Consider the following 19,171-nt stretch of genomic DNA (forward strand, 5'->3'; position numbering starts at 1 on the left):
TATTCGTACTCTTTACTCTTAATAAAGATTCGTGTTTCTTTCTTTTTAGGTCGATAAGGACCCTTGTCCCTATCTTCCCTGTTCCAATATGTCAATGAACGTTCTTCCGCTTCGCGGATCGTGGAGAATATCGGAGTCGAACCGATGACCTCCTGCGTGCAAGGCAGGCGCTCTAGCCAGCTGAGCTAATCCCCCGTTTCCTGCAAGTGGCCCGTTGCCGCTTTACAGTTGACAGTTGACCCAACTTCCAGAATTTCCAGTACTTCAATCTATGAACGTATCCCCTTTCAGGGGGCTCGTAGTCCCAGGCAGACTCGAACTGCCGACCTCTACATTATCAGTGTAGCGCTCTAACCAGCTGAGCTATGGGACTGTCCCTACTTCCCTCCCCGTAAGAAGGTCCGTATTTGTATATATCGTTATCGCGGAGAAACTTTCCTTAAAAAAAACAACAGCTCATTATATAAATCGAAAAAACGGGACCGAAGACCTCTTCCGACAGTCGTCGGGGACCGTCCTTCAAAAGGACAATCTCTAGAAAGGAGGTGTTCCAGCCGCACCTTCCGGTACGGCTACCTTGTTACGACTTAGCCCTAGTTACCGATCTTGCCCTAGGCCGCTCCTTGCGGTGACGGACTTCAGGCACTCCCGGCTTCCATGGCTTGACGGGCGGTGTGTACAAGGCCCGGGAACGTATTCACCGGATCATGGCTGATATCCGATTACTAGCGATTCCAGCTTCACGGGGTCGAGTTGCAGACCCCGATCCGAACTGTGACAGGTTTTATAGATTCGCTCCGCCTTGCGACGTGGCTGCTCTCTGTACCTGCCATTGTAGCACGTGTGTGGCCCAGGACGTAAGGGCCGTGATGATTTGACGTCATCCCCACCTTCCTCACGGTTTGCACCGGCAGTCCCGTTAGAGTCCCCATCTTGACATGCTGGCAACTAACGGTAGGGGTTGCGCTCGTTATAGGACTTAACCTGACACCTCACGGCACGAGCTGACGACAACCATGCAGCACCTTGCAAATTGCCCGAAGGAAAAGGTATCTCTACCCCTGTCAATATGCATTTAAGCCCTGGTAAGGTTCCTCGCGTATCATCGAATTAAACCACATGCTCCACCGCTTGTGCGGGCCCCCGTCAATTCCTTTGAGTTTCATTCTTGCGAACGTACTCCCCAGGTGGGATACTTATCACTTTCGCTTGGCCGCCCAGGTCTCAAGGACCCGGACAGCTAGTATCCATCGTTTACGGCGTGGACTACCAGGGTATCTAATCCTGTTCGCTCCCCACGCTTTCGTCCATCAGCGTCAGTATATGGTTAGTCAGCTGCCTTCGCAATCGGTGTTCTATGTAATATCTATGCATTTCACCGCTACACTACATATTCCGCCAACTTCACCATAACTCAAGACCAGCAGTATCAAAGGCAATTCTATAGTTGAGCTACAGACTTTCACCCCTGACTTACCGGCCCGCCTACGGACCCTTTAAACCCAATAATTCCGGATAACGCTCGGACCCTCCGTATTACCGCGGCTGCTGGCACGGAGTTAGCCGGTCCTTATTCTTACGGTACCGTCAGTAGGGTACACGTACCCTTTTTTCTTCCCGTATAAAAGCAGTTTACTACCCATAGGGCATTCTTCCTGCACGCGGCATGGCTGGATCAGGCTCCCGCCCATTGTCCAATATTCCTCACTGCTGCCTCCCGTAGGAGTCTGGTCCGTGTCTCAGTACCAGTGTGGGGGATCCCCCTCTCAGGGCCCCTACCCATCGTAGCCATGGTAAGCCGTTACCTTACCATCTAGCTAATGGGACGCATGGCCATCTTCTACCGGCCGAAGCCTTTAACCTATAAGAGATGCCTCCCATAGGTACTACGGGGCATTAATCCAAGTTTCCCTGGGCTATTCCCCTGTAAAAGGTAGGTTCCATACGCGGTGCGCACCCGTGCGCCGGTCGCCGGCAAGAAAGCAAGCTTTCTCCCGCTGCCCCTCGACTTGCATGTGTTAGGCCTGCCGCTAGCGTTCATCCTGAGCCAGGATCAAACTCTTCATCGTTGTTCTGTATATATTCGTCCCAACGACTACCGAATCCGTCCACGGCCCCGATTCTCTCGATCTAATTCTTTGTTATCTTTTTCTACCGTCGCCCTAGAAGACCTAAACCTCCCAAAACGACTTTTCTCCACAATATTTCAATGAACTTCCATTCCTGTAAAAACGTCTCCCGAACTGCGCCGTTCCCCGTTTTTTTTGCTTGGCTGTTTGCCTAAGCGGGTGCAAATATACAACTGTTTTTTAAACCGGCAACCTTTTTTGAAAAAAATTATTTTTTCTTTTCCGGCCCCCGTAAAACCTCAAAAAACAATGAACGTCGCGATCCCCAGGATCTCCCCGCGGAACCCCTAAGGGTATCCGTCTAACGGGCTGCAAATGTAAGACCCTTTTTTAAATTAAAAAGAAAAAAATCACTTTTTTTTGACATAAAATTCACACCCCTTTTCAAACACCCTATAAAAGAACATCTTACAACCTCCACTACACCCTAAAAAAATGCATCGCTCTATGAAAAGCAATATAAAAAATCACCTATATAATAGGAAAGCCTAACCACATGTACAGAAGTAATATCTGTAAAGCCACAACAAAACATAAACAACTACCTATATATGTATAATTATCACAAAACATAGCTACAATATATTGTGGACATTATCACAACATATTATCTTTGTCTTCCTGTTACAAAAATAAAAGATGATAGAAATTACTTTGCCGGACGGCTCTATTAAAGAATTTGACAAAGGCATTACCCCAATGGGCGTTGCAAAGACTATAAGTGAAGGACTTGCAAGAAATGTTATTTCAGCAAAATTCAATAACACAATAGTAGAAACCACCACACCTTTATCTACCAACGGATCCCTAACCTTATATACATGGAATGACAAGGAAGGTAAAACGGCATTTTGGCATTCTACATCACATATTGTAGCACAGGCCTTGGAAGAATTATACCCTGGGGTTAAATTAACCATTGGCCCCGCAATTGACAACGGCTTCTATTATGATGTAGACCTACCCAATGGTACTATTTCAGAAAAGGATTTTCCTAAAATAGAACAAAAAGCATTGGAAATTGCACGTGGCAAGCACGATTATAAAATGCGTTCTGTTTCTAAGGCGGATGCCCTTAAATTTTATAAAGACCAAGGAAACGAATATAAGGTTGAACTTATCGAAAACCTGGAAGACGGCACTATCACTTTTTGCGACCACGATACCTTTACCGATTTATGCCGTGGAGGACATATCCCCAATACAGGTATTGTAAAGGCCATTAAAATCTTAAGTGTTGCCGGCGCATACTGGAGAGGTGATGAAAACAAGCCTCAACTAACAAGGGTGTACGGTATATCGTTCCCAAAACAAAAGGAATTAAAAGAGTATTTGGAGCTTCTAGAAGAGGCAAAAAAACGAGACCATAGAAAACTAGGAAAAGAATTGGAGCTTTTCACCTTTTCGCAAAAAGTAGGACAAGGACTTCCTTTATGGTTACCAAAAGGCGCAGCTTTAAGAGAACGCCTGGAAAACTTTCTGAAAAAAGCCCAAAAGAAAGCTGGTTATGAAATGGTGGTAACCCCACATATTGGCCAAAAAGAGCTCTATGTTACCTCTGGTCATTATGCTAAATATGGCGAAGACAGTTTTCAACCTATAACCACACCGAAGAAAGACGAAGAATTTCTTCTAAAACCCATGAACTGTCCTCACCACTGCGAGATATACAACACAAAACCGTTTAGCTATAAAGAACTTCCTAAAAGGTATGCTGAATTTGGTACCGTATATAGGTATGAACAAAGTGGTGAACTACATGGCCTAACACGTGTAAGAGGTTTTACTCAAGACGATGCCCATATTTTCTGCACACCTGACCAACTAGATCAAGAATTTAAAAATGTAATAGACCTATCCTTATATGTATTAGGTTCTTTAGGTTTTGACAATTTCACGGCCCAAGTATCGGTAAGGGACTTGGATAATCCGGATAAATATATAGGAAGTGTTGAAAATTGGGAAAAAGCAGAACAAGCAATAATCAATGCAGCCAAAGAAAAAGGTCTGGATTATGTAATAGAAAGTGGTGAAGCTGCCTTTTACGGACCAAAGTTGGACTTTATGGTAAAGGACGCCCTTGGAAGACAATGGCAACTAGGAACCATACAAGTAGATTACAATTTACCGGAAAGATTTGATCTTACCTATAAGGGAAGTGACAATGAAATGCACAGACCTGTAATGATCCATAGAGCTCCTTTTGGAAGCATGGAACGTTTTATAGCCCTGTTACTGGAGCATACGGGGGGTAATTTTCCATTATGGCTGATTCCCGATCAAGCTATTGTATTGCCGGTCAGCGAGAAACATGAAAAATATGCTGAAAAAGTTTTAAAATCATTAGAAAATAACGAAATTCGCGCCCTAATTGACAACAGAAACGAAACTGTAGGCAAAAAGATCAGGGAAGCCGAGATGAATAAAATACCATTCATGCTCGTTGTTGGAGAAAATGATGAGATTGCAAATACTATATCCGTTAGAAGACACGGAGGTGAAGATTTAGGAGCAATCACCATTGAACAATTTAATGACTTGGTAACAAAAGAAATAAATAGTACCTTAAAGTCGTTTTAGAAAAATTAAGTTTAATTAAAAAATATTAAGTCATAGCAATACGTAAAAGATTCAGGCCTCAACCTAGAAGGGAAAACAAAAACCCTCACAACATTAATGAAAAGATTCTTGCTCCAGAAGTAAGATTAGTAGGAGACAATGTGGAAGTTGGAGTATATCCAATAAGAAAGGCTTTGGATATTTCCAAAGAACTTGAATTGGATTTGGTGGAGATTTCACCTAAGGCGAATCCTCCTGTTTGTAAAATAATCGATTATAAGAAATTCTTATACGAACAGAAGAAAAGAGACAAGGCCATGAAGGCCAAAGCCTCTAAGGTTGTTGTTAAAGAAATTAGGTTTGGCCCTAATACCGACGATCACGATTACGAGTTTAAAAAGAAGCATGCCGAGAAATTCTTGAAAGACGGAGCTAAATTAAAGGCATATGTTTTCTTTAAAGGTAGGTCTATCGTATATAAGGACCAAGGTGAAATATTGTTATTGAAATTGGCATCTGAACTGGAAGAACTTGGAAAAGTTGAACAAATGCCAAAATTAGAGGGTAAAAGAATGACCATGTTCATCGCCCCTAAAACTAAAGGAAAATAAAAAGCATTTCTTTGTACTTGAAATGCATTAGAAAATACTGAGTGCTGCCTATACTTGTTATGGGCAGTTTCAGCATAATAAAGTGAGATTAATTAAATAAATAGGAGAAAATGCCTAAACAAAAAACAAAATCGAGTGCCAAAAAGCGTTTTAAGCTTACCGGTACCGGTAAAATTAAAAGAAAGCACGCTTTTAAAAGTCACATTCTTACAAAGAAGTCTAAGAAGCGTAAGCTTGCGTTGACACATGATACCCTGGTACACCAGCATGATGTTAACAGTATTAAAGAACAATTACGCTTAAAGTAATTGAACAACAAAAGGTAAAATTATTAACCATGGAGTTAGGCCAAAAAAGTTCCTGAATTGATTAGGACGCCTACTACAAAAAATTTAAAAAAATGCCAAGATCAGTAAATGCAGTAGCTTCTAGAGCCAGAAGAAAAAAGGTGATGAAGCAAGCCAAAGGTTACTTTGGAAGACGTAAAAACGTTTGGACAGTAGCCAAAAATGCGGTTGAAAAAGCAATGTTATATGCTTACAGAGACCGTAGAAACAAGAAAAGAACTTTCCGTTCTTTATGGATTACCCGTATTAATGCAGGTGCCAGATTACACGGAATGTCTTACTCTCAGTTTATGGGTAAGGTAAAAGCCAATAACATAGAACTTAACAGAAAAGTTTTAGCCGATTTGGCCATGAACCACCCTGATGCTTTTAAAGCAATCGTTGAGCAAGTAAAATAACAAACAATATATCTCACTTTAAAAAATCCGATTCTAACGAATCGGATTTTTTTATTTTGGTCCATTTTTTCTACTTTAAATAACGAAACCAACCATTTTGCCATACATAAAGGTTATCACAACATAACTTATTGGGCCGTACTATTGGCATACTCTTCTACATACCCCAAGCTGTTATCACCAACCCTCTACCCTGGGCATAATTTCTATGTTCACAAAGATACACACCTTGCCATATTCCTATATTTAATTTTCCGTTTGTAATTGGTACTTGTACCGATGCTCCCATTAATGATGCTTTTATGTGCGCCGGCATATCATCAGGACCTTCGTACGTATGGATGTAATAAGGAGCATCTTCAGGTACCATAACATTGATATGACTTTCAAAATCTTCTCTAACGGTTGGGTCGGCATTTTCATTAATCGTTAAACTAGCCGATGTATGCTTGATGAATACCTGCAAAAAACCTTTTTGAATATGCCTAATTTCTGGTATACTCCCCAAAATTTCTTCCGTTATCAAATGATACCCACGTTTATATGGCCGTAATACAAGTTCTTTTTGATATAGCTTCATTTTCAAATATTATTAAATAAAGGTAAAACTTTCAGCTTTCTTCCTTTTAATAGGCTTCATTGAAATATCTTTACCATTTATTATTGTTTATATATGGATCTATCAAAGGTTAAAATGGTCGTTTCCGACATGGACGGAACTCTTTTAAACGACAACCACGAAGTTAGCGATCGTTTTTTTGAGCTTTTCAAAAAAATGAAACAACAGGGCATTATTTTTGTTGCTGCCAGCGGTAGACAATACCATAGTATCGTAGATAAATTACTTCCGATAAAAAATGATATTATCGTAATTGCCGAAAATGGCGGTTTTGCCATGCAACAGAACACAGAACTCTTGTCTACCCCTCTACCCTACCAAGACAAAAATACGGTATTGGATATTTTAGAACCTGTTGACAATATTTATCCTGTACTTTGCGGCAAACACAATGCCTATATTAAAAAAGGTTCGGAAAAATTTGAATCAAAACTAAGGGAATATTATACAGATTACAAAGTATTGGAAGACCTAAAAGAATTTGATGGGGAAATACTCAAAATCGCCATCTATCACTTTGAAAGCTCAGAGCAATATATTTACCCCAGTGTATCCCATTTAGAAAAAAAATTAAAAGTAAAGGTATCCGGAGAAAATTGGGTAGACATCTCAAGTCCAAATGCCCACAAAGGTTATGCCTTGAACAAGGTACAGGAACTTTATAATATTAAACCGGAAGAAACTATGGTCTTTGGCGATTATAACAATGACCTTGAAATGTTGTCCTTGGCCCATTTTAGCTTCGCGATGGAAAATGCGCATCCGAATGTAAAAAAAGCGGCCAACTACCTTACCGATAGCAATACCAATTTGGGTGTAGAGCGAATTCTAGAAAAGCTGGTAACAAGTTAATTCCATGTTATTCTACAAGTATTCTTGCCTTTATGGTCTTATATCTATAAACGGACAAGTTGATCTTCTCAGATAAAATAATGCTGGAGTTAGGGGCTATCTGTTTGTACAAATTCTTGTAATGCCCAATTTCTCTACCATCTTGGGTAAAGATGCTAAAAAACACCTTGAATTTTCCAAAGTCGGGCTTAAATAATTCGTTCGAGTTATTTTTAATTTCATAATCAACATTAATAGCATTGGAATCATAGGAAACCTCCTCCACTAACAACACTTCTATTTCTAAATTATTAGTCACATCAAAAGGTTCGTGATGCGATGGGGACATTTCATAACTACTTAAAGCCATAGAGCCACAACTATGTACCAGCACAACGACACAGATAAAAATAATCCTTTTAAATTTTATCATTTTATTTTATGAAGGTTGATAATATTTTAACTACTCTCGCCTCGTTATGCAAGTTTTTATACTTACTCTCGACCTCATCAAAATCGGCCCTATAAAATCTGTAATAATCATTTAGTTCCTCTTTAATACCATTTATGGCACTATGATGTAAATACTTTTTTATAGTGGTTTCACCTACAAACAACAACACGTATGTTTTCTGGTACCTTTTAAACAATTGCTTAAAAAGCCGGGGGTTATCTGTATAGCGAAGTTTATTCTCACTGGATAATTCATCTAACAGGAGCTCTAGTAAGGGTAATTGTCTAATAGTTTCGTTATTCACCGTCAACATAAGATCTGTAAGCTGAACAATGCTATTGTCCAGTTCCCTTTTTTCATATTTTTCATCCAAAAAGAGCTTAGATAAAATAACCATCCGCTTATCGAACAGTCTTTTAAGTTCTTCTGAATCACTGGAGATGGTTTTGTTCAGAGATATTTCCTTATCATAAACTTCGTAAAAATCGATTAATTCTTGTGATATCTTGGTGACCAAAATTTTCTCCTTATCCTCAAGAACACTTAAATCCAGATATTTAATCTCCTCCGATTCTTTTATTTCCCTATTAAACACTTCAACAAAATACGCATCTGTTTCTTCAAAACCGACATTGACATCACCCTTATCATTGAATTTTTTACTTAATCTCTTTAATTCGGCCAAATACTCATAATGGCTCAATAACTTATACAAGACCAATGCTTTTTCTTCGTTTTTCTGAAGGTCAGCTTTCGACCGCATGGCTTCATTAACCCCTAAGAGCCTTGCACCTGTATTTTGATAAAACACGTAACTAGGGTTATGAGAACCTTTAAAGTTTGGTGGTGCTCCAGTAGTTTGATCTTTTCCTTCACCAAAAAAGTTTTCTTTTTTGGAAATCTGCTCTAAAGGCATGTCTTTTAGATAGGTATAACTTGCTCTATAGTTCAACTGTTCAATTTCCTTATATACCTCCAAAGCCTTTTCATTTTCACCTAAAGCGTAATATGCTCCAGAAATGTTGGCCAAAAGCCCCCAAACAATCTTACGTTCCTTCTTGTCCTTTTTATTATACTTTGTTACCTGGGTCCTCCAAAAATCGATTTTAGGAAGTAGTCTATCCTCCAATAGCGATTGATAATGTGGACCAGGATCAATGTCGGCCAAATTAACAAGTTGATCTATGGAGTTTTGAAGTTCGGAAAAATCATATCCCTTTTTCTTGTTATAGGAATATAGGTATAAGGTCGATTTTTTACGTCTTACATCTAATACATCTTGTAAGTGCACTATCATCTTATAATATAAAGGTCCGGACAAACTTCCACCAGCCCGTGCAAAATATTTTTCCGGGTTTTCCAAAAAATGAGCCTTCATTAAATCTATCGCCTTTTGCTCTGTTTTAATAGATTGGTTTTCAAACGCTGAAATGCTATGAAGCTCATTAACATCCTCTAAAACAGTTTCATACAGCATATTGTTTTGAGTATCCTTTACTTCTATTTTTAAACTTCTCAGCATTTTCAATTGACCCGTATACCTGTCCTCATCCCCATTTACACCACGCTTTTCCTTATACCCTATTACTTTAAATACAGTAGGTTGCGGAACAAAATACACTCTTACATCTGCCTTATCAAAAGGTACTGTTTTATATGACCATAGATCTAAATCGTTAACAAAACTTGAAGAGATGGTAGTTTTTACATTTCGACCTTCCAAAAAATCAACTTCCTCCCCATTTCTATAAAATATAGCCGCTCTTACAGGTAAGGGCTCTTCATCTACCGAAAAACCAATATTCCTTGATATACTTTTCACCAAGGGATAGTTCCACGAATAATAGTCAACGGATTTTTGTTTTGGGTTTTGGCCCCATGCAATAAAAACGGACAAAAAAAGGAATATTAATAGTAGAGAAGCACTTTTCAATATAATTGGTTTTTGGAACAAAACGGACAATAATCATTATTATTGAAAGTCGACAACTCTTTTTCACATAAGCCGTAAAGTGGAAATCAATCGTGCAACGATCTATCTTATTTTAGATTACTTGGCAAATACCCCATGGTTCTTTTAAAAGCTTTGGTAAAATGCTGAGGGTTAGAATAACCAACCTCATAGGCGGCATGGGCTATAGTTGCCCCATCTTGGGCTATTAAACTTTTTGCCGCTTCCATTCTCAATGCGGTAATATACCTAAAAATGGGCATGCCATACACCTTTTTAAAATCACGTTTTAATTTTGTCGCATTAAATCCGGCTATTTCGGCAAGATCCAAAATCTTAAGCGGTTCCTTCAGATTTTTTCTAATATGGGCTTCTACCTTTACCAAGGCCAAATAATCGGAATTCATCAGTTTATTATTGTTCTTCGATATTTCCAATGTTTGTCTTCCCATCAAAAAATCGATCAACAACACAGTCAGTTTGCTCTCTAAATACCTTTTTCTTATCTCACCTTTGTAAGGGCATTGCACAATCTCATTGATCTTACTACGAATCTGGGGCGGTATAAATTTGCTTTTGTCCCACAACACAAAAGAATTAGAGTTTAGAATAGCATGCTGTAGTTTCCCGAACGATTTTTTAAAATGAGTACCGAGAAGCTTTGGCAATAACTTTGGTTTTATATAGATCTCAAACACTTTCGCATTGCCCTTATAAAATATATCACGCCCTTCGGTAGTAGGGTAATAAAACATATTACAGTGATTCTCGGGAATTTGAACCAAGTATTTTATATGGCTCAAGGGTTGATAAGAATAGGTACCTTCTAACGAAAAATGGAATTTAATCAAGTGCTGATCACTGATAACCCTTATTTCCGAATCAAATTCGAAAAGTTGTTGTGGATTAGAAAAATCAATACCGTTTATAAACGCAACATCATCTTTATTCGTGACTTCCACATTGTTAAACTGAACAGAATTCTCGAAATAACTGTCTTTAAACAACTGCTTCACGTGTATTTCTTTACACAGCAAATTTCCATAATCAGTACTGTTCTCCTCTAACTTCATTACTTCCTTTTGCGTATATAAAAATTCTTTTTGCGGTACTATACCCCAAATCCTGTTTTTAGATTTGCAAAGTTATCTATTTAGACTAAATCTTAATAAAAAGAAAGGTCTTTTTTTAATGATATGAAGAACTTATACATTGTTTTATTTCTTATAGTTTTCTCATCAGTCCACGGACAGCAAACTTTTGGTACCATTTCCGGTAAAGTAACCGATACTTCCGGAAATCCCCTGCCCTATGCAAATGTTGTGGTAGAAGGCCTAAAACTTGGGGTGCTGACAGATGATAGTGGATCTTATACCATAAGTAAGATTCCTTTTGGAAAACAAAAAATCATTGTTTCATTTATCGGTTATGGCAAACGGTCAAAAACCATTGAGATCAATGAAAGTTCCAATTCCATTAGAATTAATTTCACCCTACAGGAAACAGCAGAGAATTTAGATGAGGTAACCGTAAACGGTAAGTCTACGGAGACAGAGACAGAAACAGAAGGTTTTGCTGTAAACGCCGTAAAAACAAAAGAGGCTAGCCTTAGAAATATTCAAACAAATGAATTGCTAAATACAACGGTCGGTGTAAAAATCCGTCAAAATGGAGGTTTAGGTTCGGATGTCAACTATAGTTTAAACGGTCTTTCGGGTGATGCCGTAAAAATTTTCATAGACGGTATCCCCATCTCCATCTACGGTTCTTCATTTAACCTAAACAGTATTCCCCCATCAATGATCAAGAATATTGAGGTTTATAAAGGTGTAGTACCCGGACATCTGGCAGATGATGCTTTGGGTGGGGCCATCAATATAGTACTTCACAAAGAAGCCAAGAACAATTTAAATGCCTCTCTTTCTTATGGGTCTTTCAACACCATACAAGCAAGTGTTAACGGTACCTACCGTTCTAAAAATTCAGGGTTTACCGTAAAAGCTTCTCTTTTTAACAATTACTCCGACAACAATTACAAAGTTTCAGGAAGAAGTGTCGTTGTTACAGGTCTAGGTGGGGTACAAACGCCTATTACCGCAAGAAGATTTAACGATGCATATAGATCTACGGGTGGTTTGGTGCAGATTGGTTATACAGATGTAAAATGGGCCGATCAGTTTTTCATCGGTATTACAGGGTCCGACGACTACAAAGAAGTACAGCATGGAGCTTTTATGACCATTACCCCTTATAAGGATCGATTCTTGGAATCAGATGCCTTATTGGCCAATCTCACGTACCAAAAGAAAGACCTTTTTACCAAGGGGTTGGATGTAAATATAAACGGTGCATATGGCAAGAGAAACCGTACTGTTAATGACACTGTTGCATGGGCCTATAGCTGGACAGGAGAAAGAGCTATAGATTATAAAGGAGATGAATATCAATATACATGGGGCTCTCAACAAGAAGGAGGACCTACATTGGCCCAAATAAAAAGAAACGTAGCATCTATTAGATCTGGTCTGTCCTATGCCATTAACGACCATCACAAGTTTTTACTGAACCATGTGTATAGTGGGATCGACAGGGAAGATAGCGATCCTTTACGTACAATTTTGGAAAATACATTTTATGGCACTAGGGATCTACACAAAAACATATTTTCCCTAACCTACGAACTAAACGCTTTCGATGAAAAATTAAAAGCTAGTATATTCGGAAAACACTATCAACAAAAAACGACCAGTGTAGACCCTGCTATTGCAACCGATACAAACGGTAACGACATCATAGTCGACGAAGTTGTAAGCAGCAATAAAAAATATGATGGGTATGGCTTTGCCGCTTCTTATGCCATTACCCCAAACGTTACACTTTTGGCCTCGGCTGAAAAAGCCATACGATTACCGAACGAAACCGAAATATTCGGTAATGACGGTGATAACGTAGTAGCCAATTCCAGTATTAACCCAGAACAAAGCGATAATTATAATCTTGGATTTCGGTTTGGGGCGTTCAATATTAAAAAACACCAATTTACCGTTTCTACCAATCTTTTCACAAGAAACATAAAAGACAGAATTGGTCTGCCTATAGAAACTTCATTAAATGTAGATGATGAGTTAATACTTTATGTAAACCAAGGCAGCGGAACCTCTAAAGGCATAGATGCGCAATTGAACTATACCTATAACAACAATTTTGGGCTCAACTTCAATATTTCCCGTTTTGATCTGACTATCGAAAACAATGGGGTAGAAATTGACGTACCAAATACACCATTTTTTACCATGAACGGTGGTTTGCGCTATTCATTTAAAAATGTTGTACAGAAAAAATCGCAATTAAACCTCTTTTACAACCTATACTATACCGATGAGTTTTCTTATCTGGTTTCACAAGGTTCCAATACTGTGGGCGATGACTTTTTTAAAGTACCCGAGCAACTACAACAAGACTTTGGACTTAGTTACATATTTCCAGGCAACAGATTTGTAGCAAGTTTCGACATCAAAAACATATTTGACAAACCGGTATACGACAACCTATCGGTACAAAAACCCGGAAGGGCTTTTTATTTAAAAATAAATTATCGAATCAATAATTTTTAACCATATAAATACTTTTTAATATGAAACGATTCTTTTTGAATTATAAAACCTTGGCCGCTACTGTACTAACGGTAGGCCTAATGACCGCTTGTAGTAGCGATGACAATTCTGTTGATGTTGATATTGATACCGAAACGGAAACTGAGACAGGAAACGAAACTGATTCTAGATGGATTACCGTTGCAGCGGCAAGAATGGGCGAAGAGCCTGGAGACGGAAACGGAGGGACTTTAATTTATGCCGTAAGCAGTGAAGATGCGAAAGATCCTACGGTCTCTATAGAACCATTTGATAACGGATTTATAGTACCTTCCAATAGAACCGCCCGCTTACAGTCTTCTGAAGACGGCAATACTATTTTTAATATAAGCTATGCCGGCGATACAGGAGGAAATTACTCCAAATACACTGTAGAAGGCGGACAAACTTTTACACAAACAGGATCAGAGATAAGTATCGCCCCCTATGTAGGTACCGCTCCAAGATGGATAAAATTATTTGACGGAGACCAAACGGGAGCCGCTGTTTATGTATCTACAGAAATTGAAACTGACGAAGAAGGAAATTACACCCGTACAAATGCTACTATGGGTATTGTAACATTAGATTTGGTAAATTCTCAAATAAACAATTTTCAAGAGCATAGTGTTCCTTTGAGCGAAGAAGAAGAAGCTGCCGGTTACTACATCTCAAGAATTGACATGCCTACACTTAATGCCGCCGGAGATAAATTATATATCGGCGCCCGTTTAAGCAAAGTTGACCCTGCCACAGGAGAAAGTGACAGTGATTACGAGATATTAGGCTCTAAGACCATTGTATTGGATTACCCTTCTTTGTTAAACCCAACTGTGATTACCTCTACCGTAGGACACGGAAACACTAATGGATATCGTAGTATCAATGCCTTTGAATACAACGGAAGTGTATACCAAGCAAACCAAAGTGACCCTGAGGGTTCTCATATTTTAAAAATTGACGCCGATAACGAATATGACGACTCGTATGTTTTTAATTTAGATGATGCCTTAGGTGTAGAAGGTGCTTACATTCTTGCTTGGAGACCTGCCGCTAACGGAAAAGCTGTTATTGCTTACCGTCATAACGGATCTGCAGAAGGTGTTGCAGGAGCACAAGGCTTTTTCGCCTTAGCTGACTTAAATGCTAAAACAGCTGTAAAAATTGATGACATTCCATATGATACAGATTTCTACCTATTCCAATACCAAGGTTTTGTGGTAGACGGAACTGAAATATACGTTACAGAAGCTCCTGTAGGGCAGAACGGAAACATCTATGTTATAGAAACAGAAACAGGTGAAGTTACCAAGGGTGCAGAATTGGTAAACGTAGAAGGAAGCCATTTTATAGGTGTATTCTAAAATTATAGTACCAATCTTGTTGTTCCAATAAACCAGAAAGCAAGAACATTTATTATAAAGAAAAACCGTGGTCTTAGACCACGGTTTTTTTATTTATACAGTATACTTCTAACGAGTAAAGATTCTTATCAGGTCTTTTGTTTCTTTTTCTTTGCTGCCGGAAAAAGCACGTTATTGAGAATTAAGCGATAACCGGGAGAAGTAGGGTGCAGTTCCAACTCCGTTTTTGGATCGCCAACCCTATGTTGGTAATCTTCCGGATCGTGCCCTCCATAAAAAGTGAAAAAGCCTTTCCCCTTTATTCCATGTATATACCTGGCCTCTCCATTTATCTTATTCTCTCCTAAAACCAATACCGTAGGTTTTATTTCCTCTCTTTTAAAAGCCGTCGTCTGCCCCATAAACCCTTTTACCAAAGATGTATGATTTTGACACAACATAGTAGGTACCGGATCCCATTTTGCGGAAAAATCCATTAAACTAAAATAATCGGATTCTTTAGGAACATTACCTCTTTGCGAAGTCATGTCAATAGACGAAAACTCATATTTTAACGGATTACGTTCCAATGTAAAATCCGTAAAAGCAAAAGTGTTACCATAATCCAAACTTGCTTGGTAATTAGGGTCGGAAGGATCTCCATCGAACATAGGCTCACAGATATCAACATTCTCTGCCGCCAGCGCAATATCAAAACTATCCGTAGCGGAACACATAGCGAACATAAACCCCCCACCTATTACATAGTTTCTTATTTTTAGGGCTACCGCAAGTTTCTCTTCAGAAACCTTGTCATACCCCATTTTTTTTGCCAGTTTCTCCGCCTCTTTTTTTCCTTCTATGTACCAAGGAGCCGCCCTATAGGCCCCATAAAACTTACCGTATTGTCCCGTAAAATCTTCATGGTGCAAATGCAACCAATCGTACAGAGCCAATTTATCGGTTAAAACTTCCTCATCATAGATGGTAACGTACGGAATTTCGGCATAGGTCAATGCCATGGTAACCGCATCATCCCAAGGCTGATTCCCCTTAGGTGAATAAACTGCTATTTTTGGTGCTTTTTCTAAAATAACGGCATCCTGATTTCTTGACGGACTACTTATTTCGTCTAATATATTATTAGCCTGATCGTCTGACAAAACTTCAAAAGATACACCCCTGATCTGACATTCTTTTCTAATTACTTCCCCGTCCGGTAATAAAAAGGAACCTCCCCTATAATTTAAAAGCCATTGCACCTTTTGTTGTTTGGATAACACCCAGTACGTAATTCCATATGCCTTCAAATGATTCTTTTGGGTGTCGGCATCCATGGGAATAAGAATCGACGAAGCAAAAAGCGACATCGAAAAAAAGAAAAGAACTAGAACCAAAAAACCTTTACGCATACCTTTTATATTGTGAAGTCTACTCAAAAGTAAACGAAAAACAATAAAACGATATTTTAAGAATCGTTAAAGATTTTGAAAAGTGCATGTATTAAGTGACCTATGAATGCTTACACCAGCCGATTTATACTACCCTCCTTACAGCAATATCCTATTTTAGAACGGTACATCATCGTCTTCCGGCATTCCTTGATTCATAGAACTACCAAAGGCATCGTCTGCACTGGGCAAGTTTTTGGTCGTGAACGGATTCTCTTCGTTAGCGTTCATTTTAGACTGGAACTCGAACGGAGAATCAAAATCGTCTAGGTTATCGAACTTACCTTGACTACCAATAAACTTAAGACGAATGTTTTCTAGCCCTCCATTTCTGTGCTTGGCTACAATAAATTCTGCCTGGCCTTGGGTAGGGGTACGTTCTTCATCGTCCCATTCCTCTATTTTATAATATTCCGGTCTGTATATGAACGATACAATATCCGCATCTTGCTCAATAGCTCCAGATTCCCTTAAATCGGAAAGAATAGGTCTCTTACTTCCGCCACGGGTTTCTACTGCACGTGAGAGCTGTGACAGGGCTATAACGGGTACGTTCAATTCTTTTGCCAAAGCCTTTAAGTTTCGAGATATGGTTGAAATTTCCTGCTCCCTGTTCCCTCCTTTTTGGCTTCCACCGGCGGTCATCAACTGCAAATAATCTATCATGATCATTTTAATGCCATGCTGTGATGCTAACCTACGTGCCTTTGCCCTTAAATCGAAAATTGAAAGAGAAGGGGTATCATCTATAAACAATGGAGCTTTTTCAAGGGTCTTCACCTTTACGTTCAATTGCTCCCATTCATGTTTTTCTAATTTTCCTGTCCTTAATTTCTCTGAAGAAAGTCCGGTTTCGGAAGAAATCAACCTTGTAATCAACTGTACGGATGACATTTCAAGAGAAAAGAATGCAACCGGGGTATTTGAATTAACGGCCATGTTCCTGGCCATAGATAGGGTAAGTGCCGTTTTACCCATACCTGGACGGGCAGCAACAATGATCAAATCACTAGGCTGCCAACCGGATGTCAACTTATCCAATTTATCAAAACCGGATGGTATACCACTTAAGCCTTCTTTATTGGCGATCTCCTCGATTCTCTTCTTTGCCTGAATCACCAAATTTTGTGCGGTTTCTGCCGATCGTTTTAAGTTACCTTGGGTAACATCGTACAATTTAGCTTCTGCGGCATCCAATAGATCAAAAACATCGGTAGATTCATCGTAGGCTTCTTCGATTATCTCGTTCGATATTTTTATAAGACTTCGCTGAATGTACTTTTGGAGAATTATTCTTGCATGAAACTCGATATGGGCAGAAGATGCCACTTTTTGGGTCAATTTTATCAAATAAAAGTCCCCTCCGGCCGCCTCAAGTTTTCCCGCCTTCTTTAACTGGGATGAAACAGTTAATAAATCTACAGGTTGTGACTCTTCGAATAAAACAAATATAGCCTCATATATAAACCTGTGGGCATCCTTATAGAAAACATCGGGATGCAAAATATCGATAACTTCATCAACACCTTTTTTATCAATCATCATTGCACCCAACACAACCTCCTCTAAATCAACGGCTTGAGGTGGAATTTTACCCCTTTCAAGGTTTATAATCGTAGATTTGTCGATCTTTCGACCAACGATAGGTTTTGTGTTCTCCATATTGCGAAAATATACAATTAACCTTTAGTTAACTTGAAAAATCACGTTTTCGATGTTCACAGTTAACTAACAATTGGTTGTTAGTAAATTACAATTTTATGTTGATAAGATAAAAAAACCGAAGATTTTCATCCTCGGTTTGTCGTCAGGTTCCTAAAATGGTATCTCAACCATTAAATACACCCATATTTGCATATTTTTCCATTCGTAGTTTCACCAATTCTTTTGGTGATAACTTTTGTAATTCCTCGAAATTTGAAACAATTTTATTTTTCAGGATTTCAAAAGTCTTTTCTCTATTGGCATGTGCTCCGCCAGCAGGTTCTCTAACAATTTCATCGATCAATTTCAATTTTTTCATGTCGGTAGCGGTAAGTTTTAAGGCTTCTGCCGCTTTTTCCTTATACTCCCAACTTCTCCATAAGATAGAAGAACATGATTCTGGTGATATGACCGAATACCATGTGTTTTCCAACATTAGTACCTTATCGCCTACGCCTATACCTAGGGCACCTCCAGAAGCTCCTTCACCTATAATGGCGACAATAATGGGCACTTTTAGCTTGGTCATTTCAAATATATTTCTGGCGATTGCCTCACCTTGGCCTCGTTCTTCTGCCTCAATACCAGGATAGGCACCTGGAGTGTCTATTAAAGTAACTATAGGAATTCCAAATTTTTCGGCAGATTTCATTAAACGCAATGCCTTTCTGTATCCTTCGGGGTTTGCCATACCAAAATTACGGTATTGCCGTGTCTTGGTATTATATCCTTTTTGCTGACCTATGAACATAAAACTTTGGTCTCCTATTTTACCAAGACCACCGATCATTGCCTTATCGTCCTTAACGGTACGATCGCCATGCAATTCTAAAAAAGTATCACCACAAATGGCATTTATATAATCTAGGGTATAGGGTCTATTAGGATGTCTAGAAAGTTGAACACGTTGCCATGCAGTCAGGTTCTTATATATTTCTTTTCTAGTATCGTTCAGTTTCTTCTCTATCTGCTTACAGGTTTCCGTAACATCAACATCACTCTCCTCCCCAATAATCATACACTTGTCCAATTGCTCCTCCAGCTCTTTTATTGGAAGCTCAAAATCCAAATACTCCATAGTTCTCTAATAAGATTTAGTTAGTTGTGCAGGCAAAGATAAAACTTTAATAAGTATTCTAGAG

14 protein-coding genes, 2 tRNA genes and 1 rRNA gene are annotated in these 19,171 nt (G+C 38.9%); 7 read left to right on the top strand and 10 right to left on the bottom strand.

Features of this window, described 5'->3' with window-relative positions; genetic code table 11:
• Positions 1–121: 121 nt before the first annotated feature.
• From AB657_RS07360 to AB657_RS07370, 3 genes are all read right to left on the bottom strand, one after another.
• Positions 122–195: transfer RNA gene (locus tag AB657_RS07360), tRNA-Ala, on the bottom strand.
• A 104-nt stretch (positions 196–299) separates the two neighbouring features.
• Positions 300–373: transfer RNA gene (locus AB657_RS07365), tRNA-Ile, on the bottom strand.
• Between the two features lie 165 nt (positions 374–538).
• Positions 539–2,069 (bottom strand): 16S ribosomal RNA (locus AB657_RS07370).
• Positions 2,070–2,768: 699 nt separating this feature from the next.
• On the opposite strand from AB657_RS07370, the gene thrS reads away from it, so the two are divergent.
• The 4 genes from thrS to rplT all read left to right on the top strand — a co-directional run bounded on the left by thrS (position 2,769) and on the right by rplT (position 6,044).
• Positions 2,769–4,709: a threonine--tRNA ligase gene (gene thrS / locus AB657_RS07375; RefSeq protein WP_047245903.1), complete on the top strand. Its 1,941-nt coding sequence runs from the start codon at positions 2,769–2,771 to the stop codon at positions 4,707–4,709.
• A 32-nt stretch (positions 4,710–4,741) separates the two neighbouring features.
• Positions 4,742–5,299 carry a translation initiation factor IF-3 gene (gene infC, locus AB657_RS07380; protein WP_084696396.1) on the top strand — a complete coding sequence of 186 codons (558 nt, stop codon included), beginning with the start codon at positions 4,742–4,744 and terminating at the stop codon, positions 5,297–5,299.
• A gap of 110 nt (positions 5,300–5,409) precedes the next feature.
• Complete coding sequence (rpmI, locus tag AB657_RS07385; protein ID WP_047245905.1) at positions 5,410–5,607, top strand: 50S ribosomal protein L35; 198 nt, start codon at positions 5,410–5,412, stop codon at positions 5,605–5,607.
• Positions 5,608–5,699: 92 nt separating this feature from the next.
• Positions 5,700–6,044 carry a 50S ribosomal protein L20 gene (gene rplT / locus AB657_RS07390; protein ID WP_047245906.1) on the top strand — a complete coding sequence of 115 codons (345 nt, stop codon included), beginning with the start codon at positions 5,700–5,702 and terminating at the stop codon, positions 6,042–6,044.
• Between the two features lie 157 nt (positions 6,045–6,201).
• On the opposite strand, the gene AB657_RS07395 is transcribed toward rplT, so the two are convergent.
• A complete protein-coding gene (locus AB657_RS07395; protein ID WP_047245907.1) occupies positions 6,202–6,624 on the bottom strand; it encodes a secondary thiamine-phosphate synthase enzyme YjbQ in 423 nt (140 codons plus the stop codon).
• Positions 6,625–6,717: 93 nt separating this feature from the next.
• Between AB657_RS07395 and AB657_RS07400 the strand changes: the two genes are divergently transcribed.
• A complete protein-coding gene (locus AB657_RS07400) occupies positions 6,718–7,515 on the top strand; it encodes an HAD family hydrolase (protein WP_047245908.1) in 798 nt (265 codons plus the stop codon).
• Positions 7,516–7,522: 7 nt separating this feature from the next.
• Here AB657_RS07400 and AB657_RS07405 read toward each other — a convergent pair whose 3' ends face one another.
• The 3 genes from AB657_RS07405 to AB657_RS17650 form a co-directional block, all read right to left on the bottom strand.
• A complete protein-coding gene (locus AB657_RS07405) occupies positions 7,523–7,927 on the bottom strand; it encodes a hypothetical protein (RefSeq protein WP_047245909.1) in 405 nt (134 codons plus the stop codon).
• 1 nt (position 7,928) lies between these two features.
• Positions 7,929–9,881 (bottom strand): hypothetical protein, encoded by a 1,953-nt coding sequence (locus tag AB657_RS07410; protein WP_047245910.1) that lies wholly within the window; start codon positions 9,879–9,881, stop codon positions 7,929–7,931.
• Positions 9,882–9,988: 107 nt separating this feature from the next.
• Positions 9,989–10,972, bottom strand: coding sequence for a helix-turn-helix domain-containing protein (locus tag AB657_RS17650; RefSeq protein ID WP_052958656.1), 984 nt, complete (start codon positions 10,970–10,972; stop codon positions 9,989–9,991).
• Positions 10,973–11,095: 123 nt separating this feature from the next.
• On the opposite strand from AB657_RS17650, the gene AB657_RS07420 reads away from it, so the two are divergent.
• Both AB657_RS07420 and AB657_RS07425 read left to right on the top strand, forming a co-directional pair.
• Positions 11,096–13,513, top strand: a complete 2,418-nt coding sequence (locus AB657_RS07420; RefSeq protein WP_047245911.1) for a TonB-dependent receptor — start codon at positions 11,096–11,098, stop codon at positions 13,511–13,513.
• 20 nt (positions 13,514–13,533) lie between these two features.
• The gene (locus AB657_RS07425; protein ID WP_047245912.1) at positions 13,534–14,895 is read left to right on the top strand and encodes a hypothetical protein; all 1,362 of its coding nucleotides are present in this window, start codon (positions 13,534–13,536) and stop codon (positions 14,893–14,895) included.
• A gap of 128 nt (positions 14,896–15,023) precedes the next feature.
• Here the strand turns inward: AB657_RS07425 and AB657_RS07430 are convergent, their stop codons facing one another.
• From AB657_RS07430 to AB657_RS07440, 3 genes are all read right to left on the bottom strand, one after another.
• On the bottom strand, positions 15,024–16,286 hold the full coding sequence (locus AB657_RS07430; RefSeq protein ID WP_047245913.1) for a hypothetical protein: 1,263 nt from the start codon (positions 16,284–16,286) through the stop codon (positions 15,024–15,026).
• 156 nt (positions 16,287–16,442) lie between these two features.
• The gene (gene dnaB, locus AB657_RS07435) at positions 16,443–17,987 is read right to left on the bottom strand and encodes a replicative DNA helicase (protein ID WP_047245914.1); all 1,545 of its coding nucleotides are present in this window, start codon (positions 17,985–17,987) and stop codon (positions 16,443–16,445) included.
• A 166-nt stretch (positions 17,988–18,153) separates the two neighbouring features.
• A complete protein-coding gene (locus tag AB657_RS07440) occupies positions 18,154–19,107 on the bottom strand; it encodes an acetyl-CoA carboxylase carboxyltransferase subunit alpha (protein ID WP_047245915.1) in 954 nt (317 codons plus the stop codon).
• Positions 19,108–19,171: the final 64 nt, after the last annotated feature.

It is taken from the genome of Maribacter thermophilus, assembly GCF_001020565.1.
Taxonomy (GTDB): domain Bacteria; phylum Bacteroidota; class Bacteroidia; order Flavobacteriales; family Flavobacteriaceae; genus Maribacter; species Maribacter thermophilus.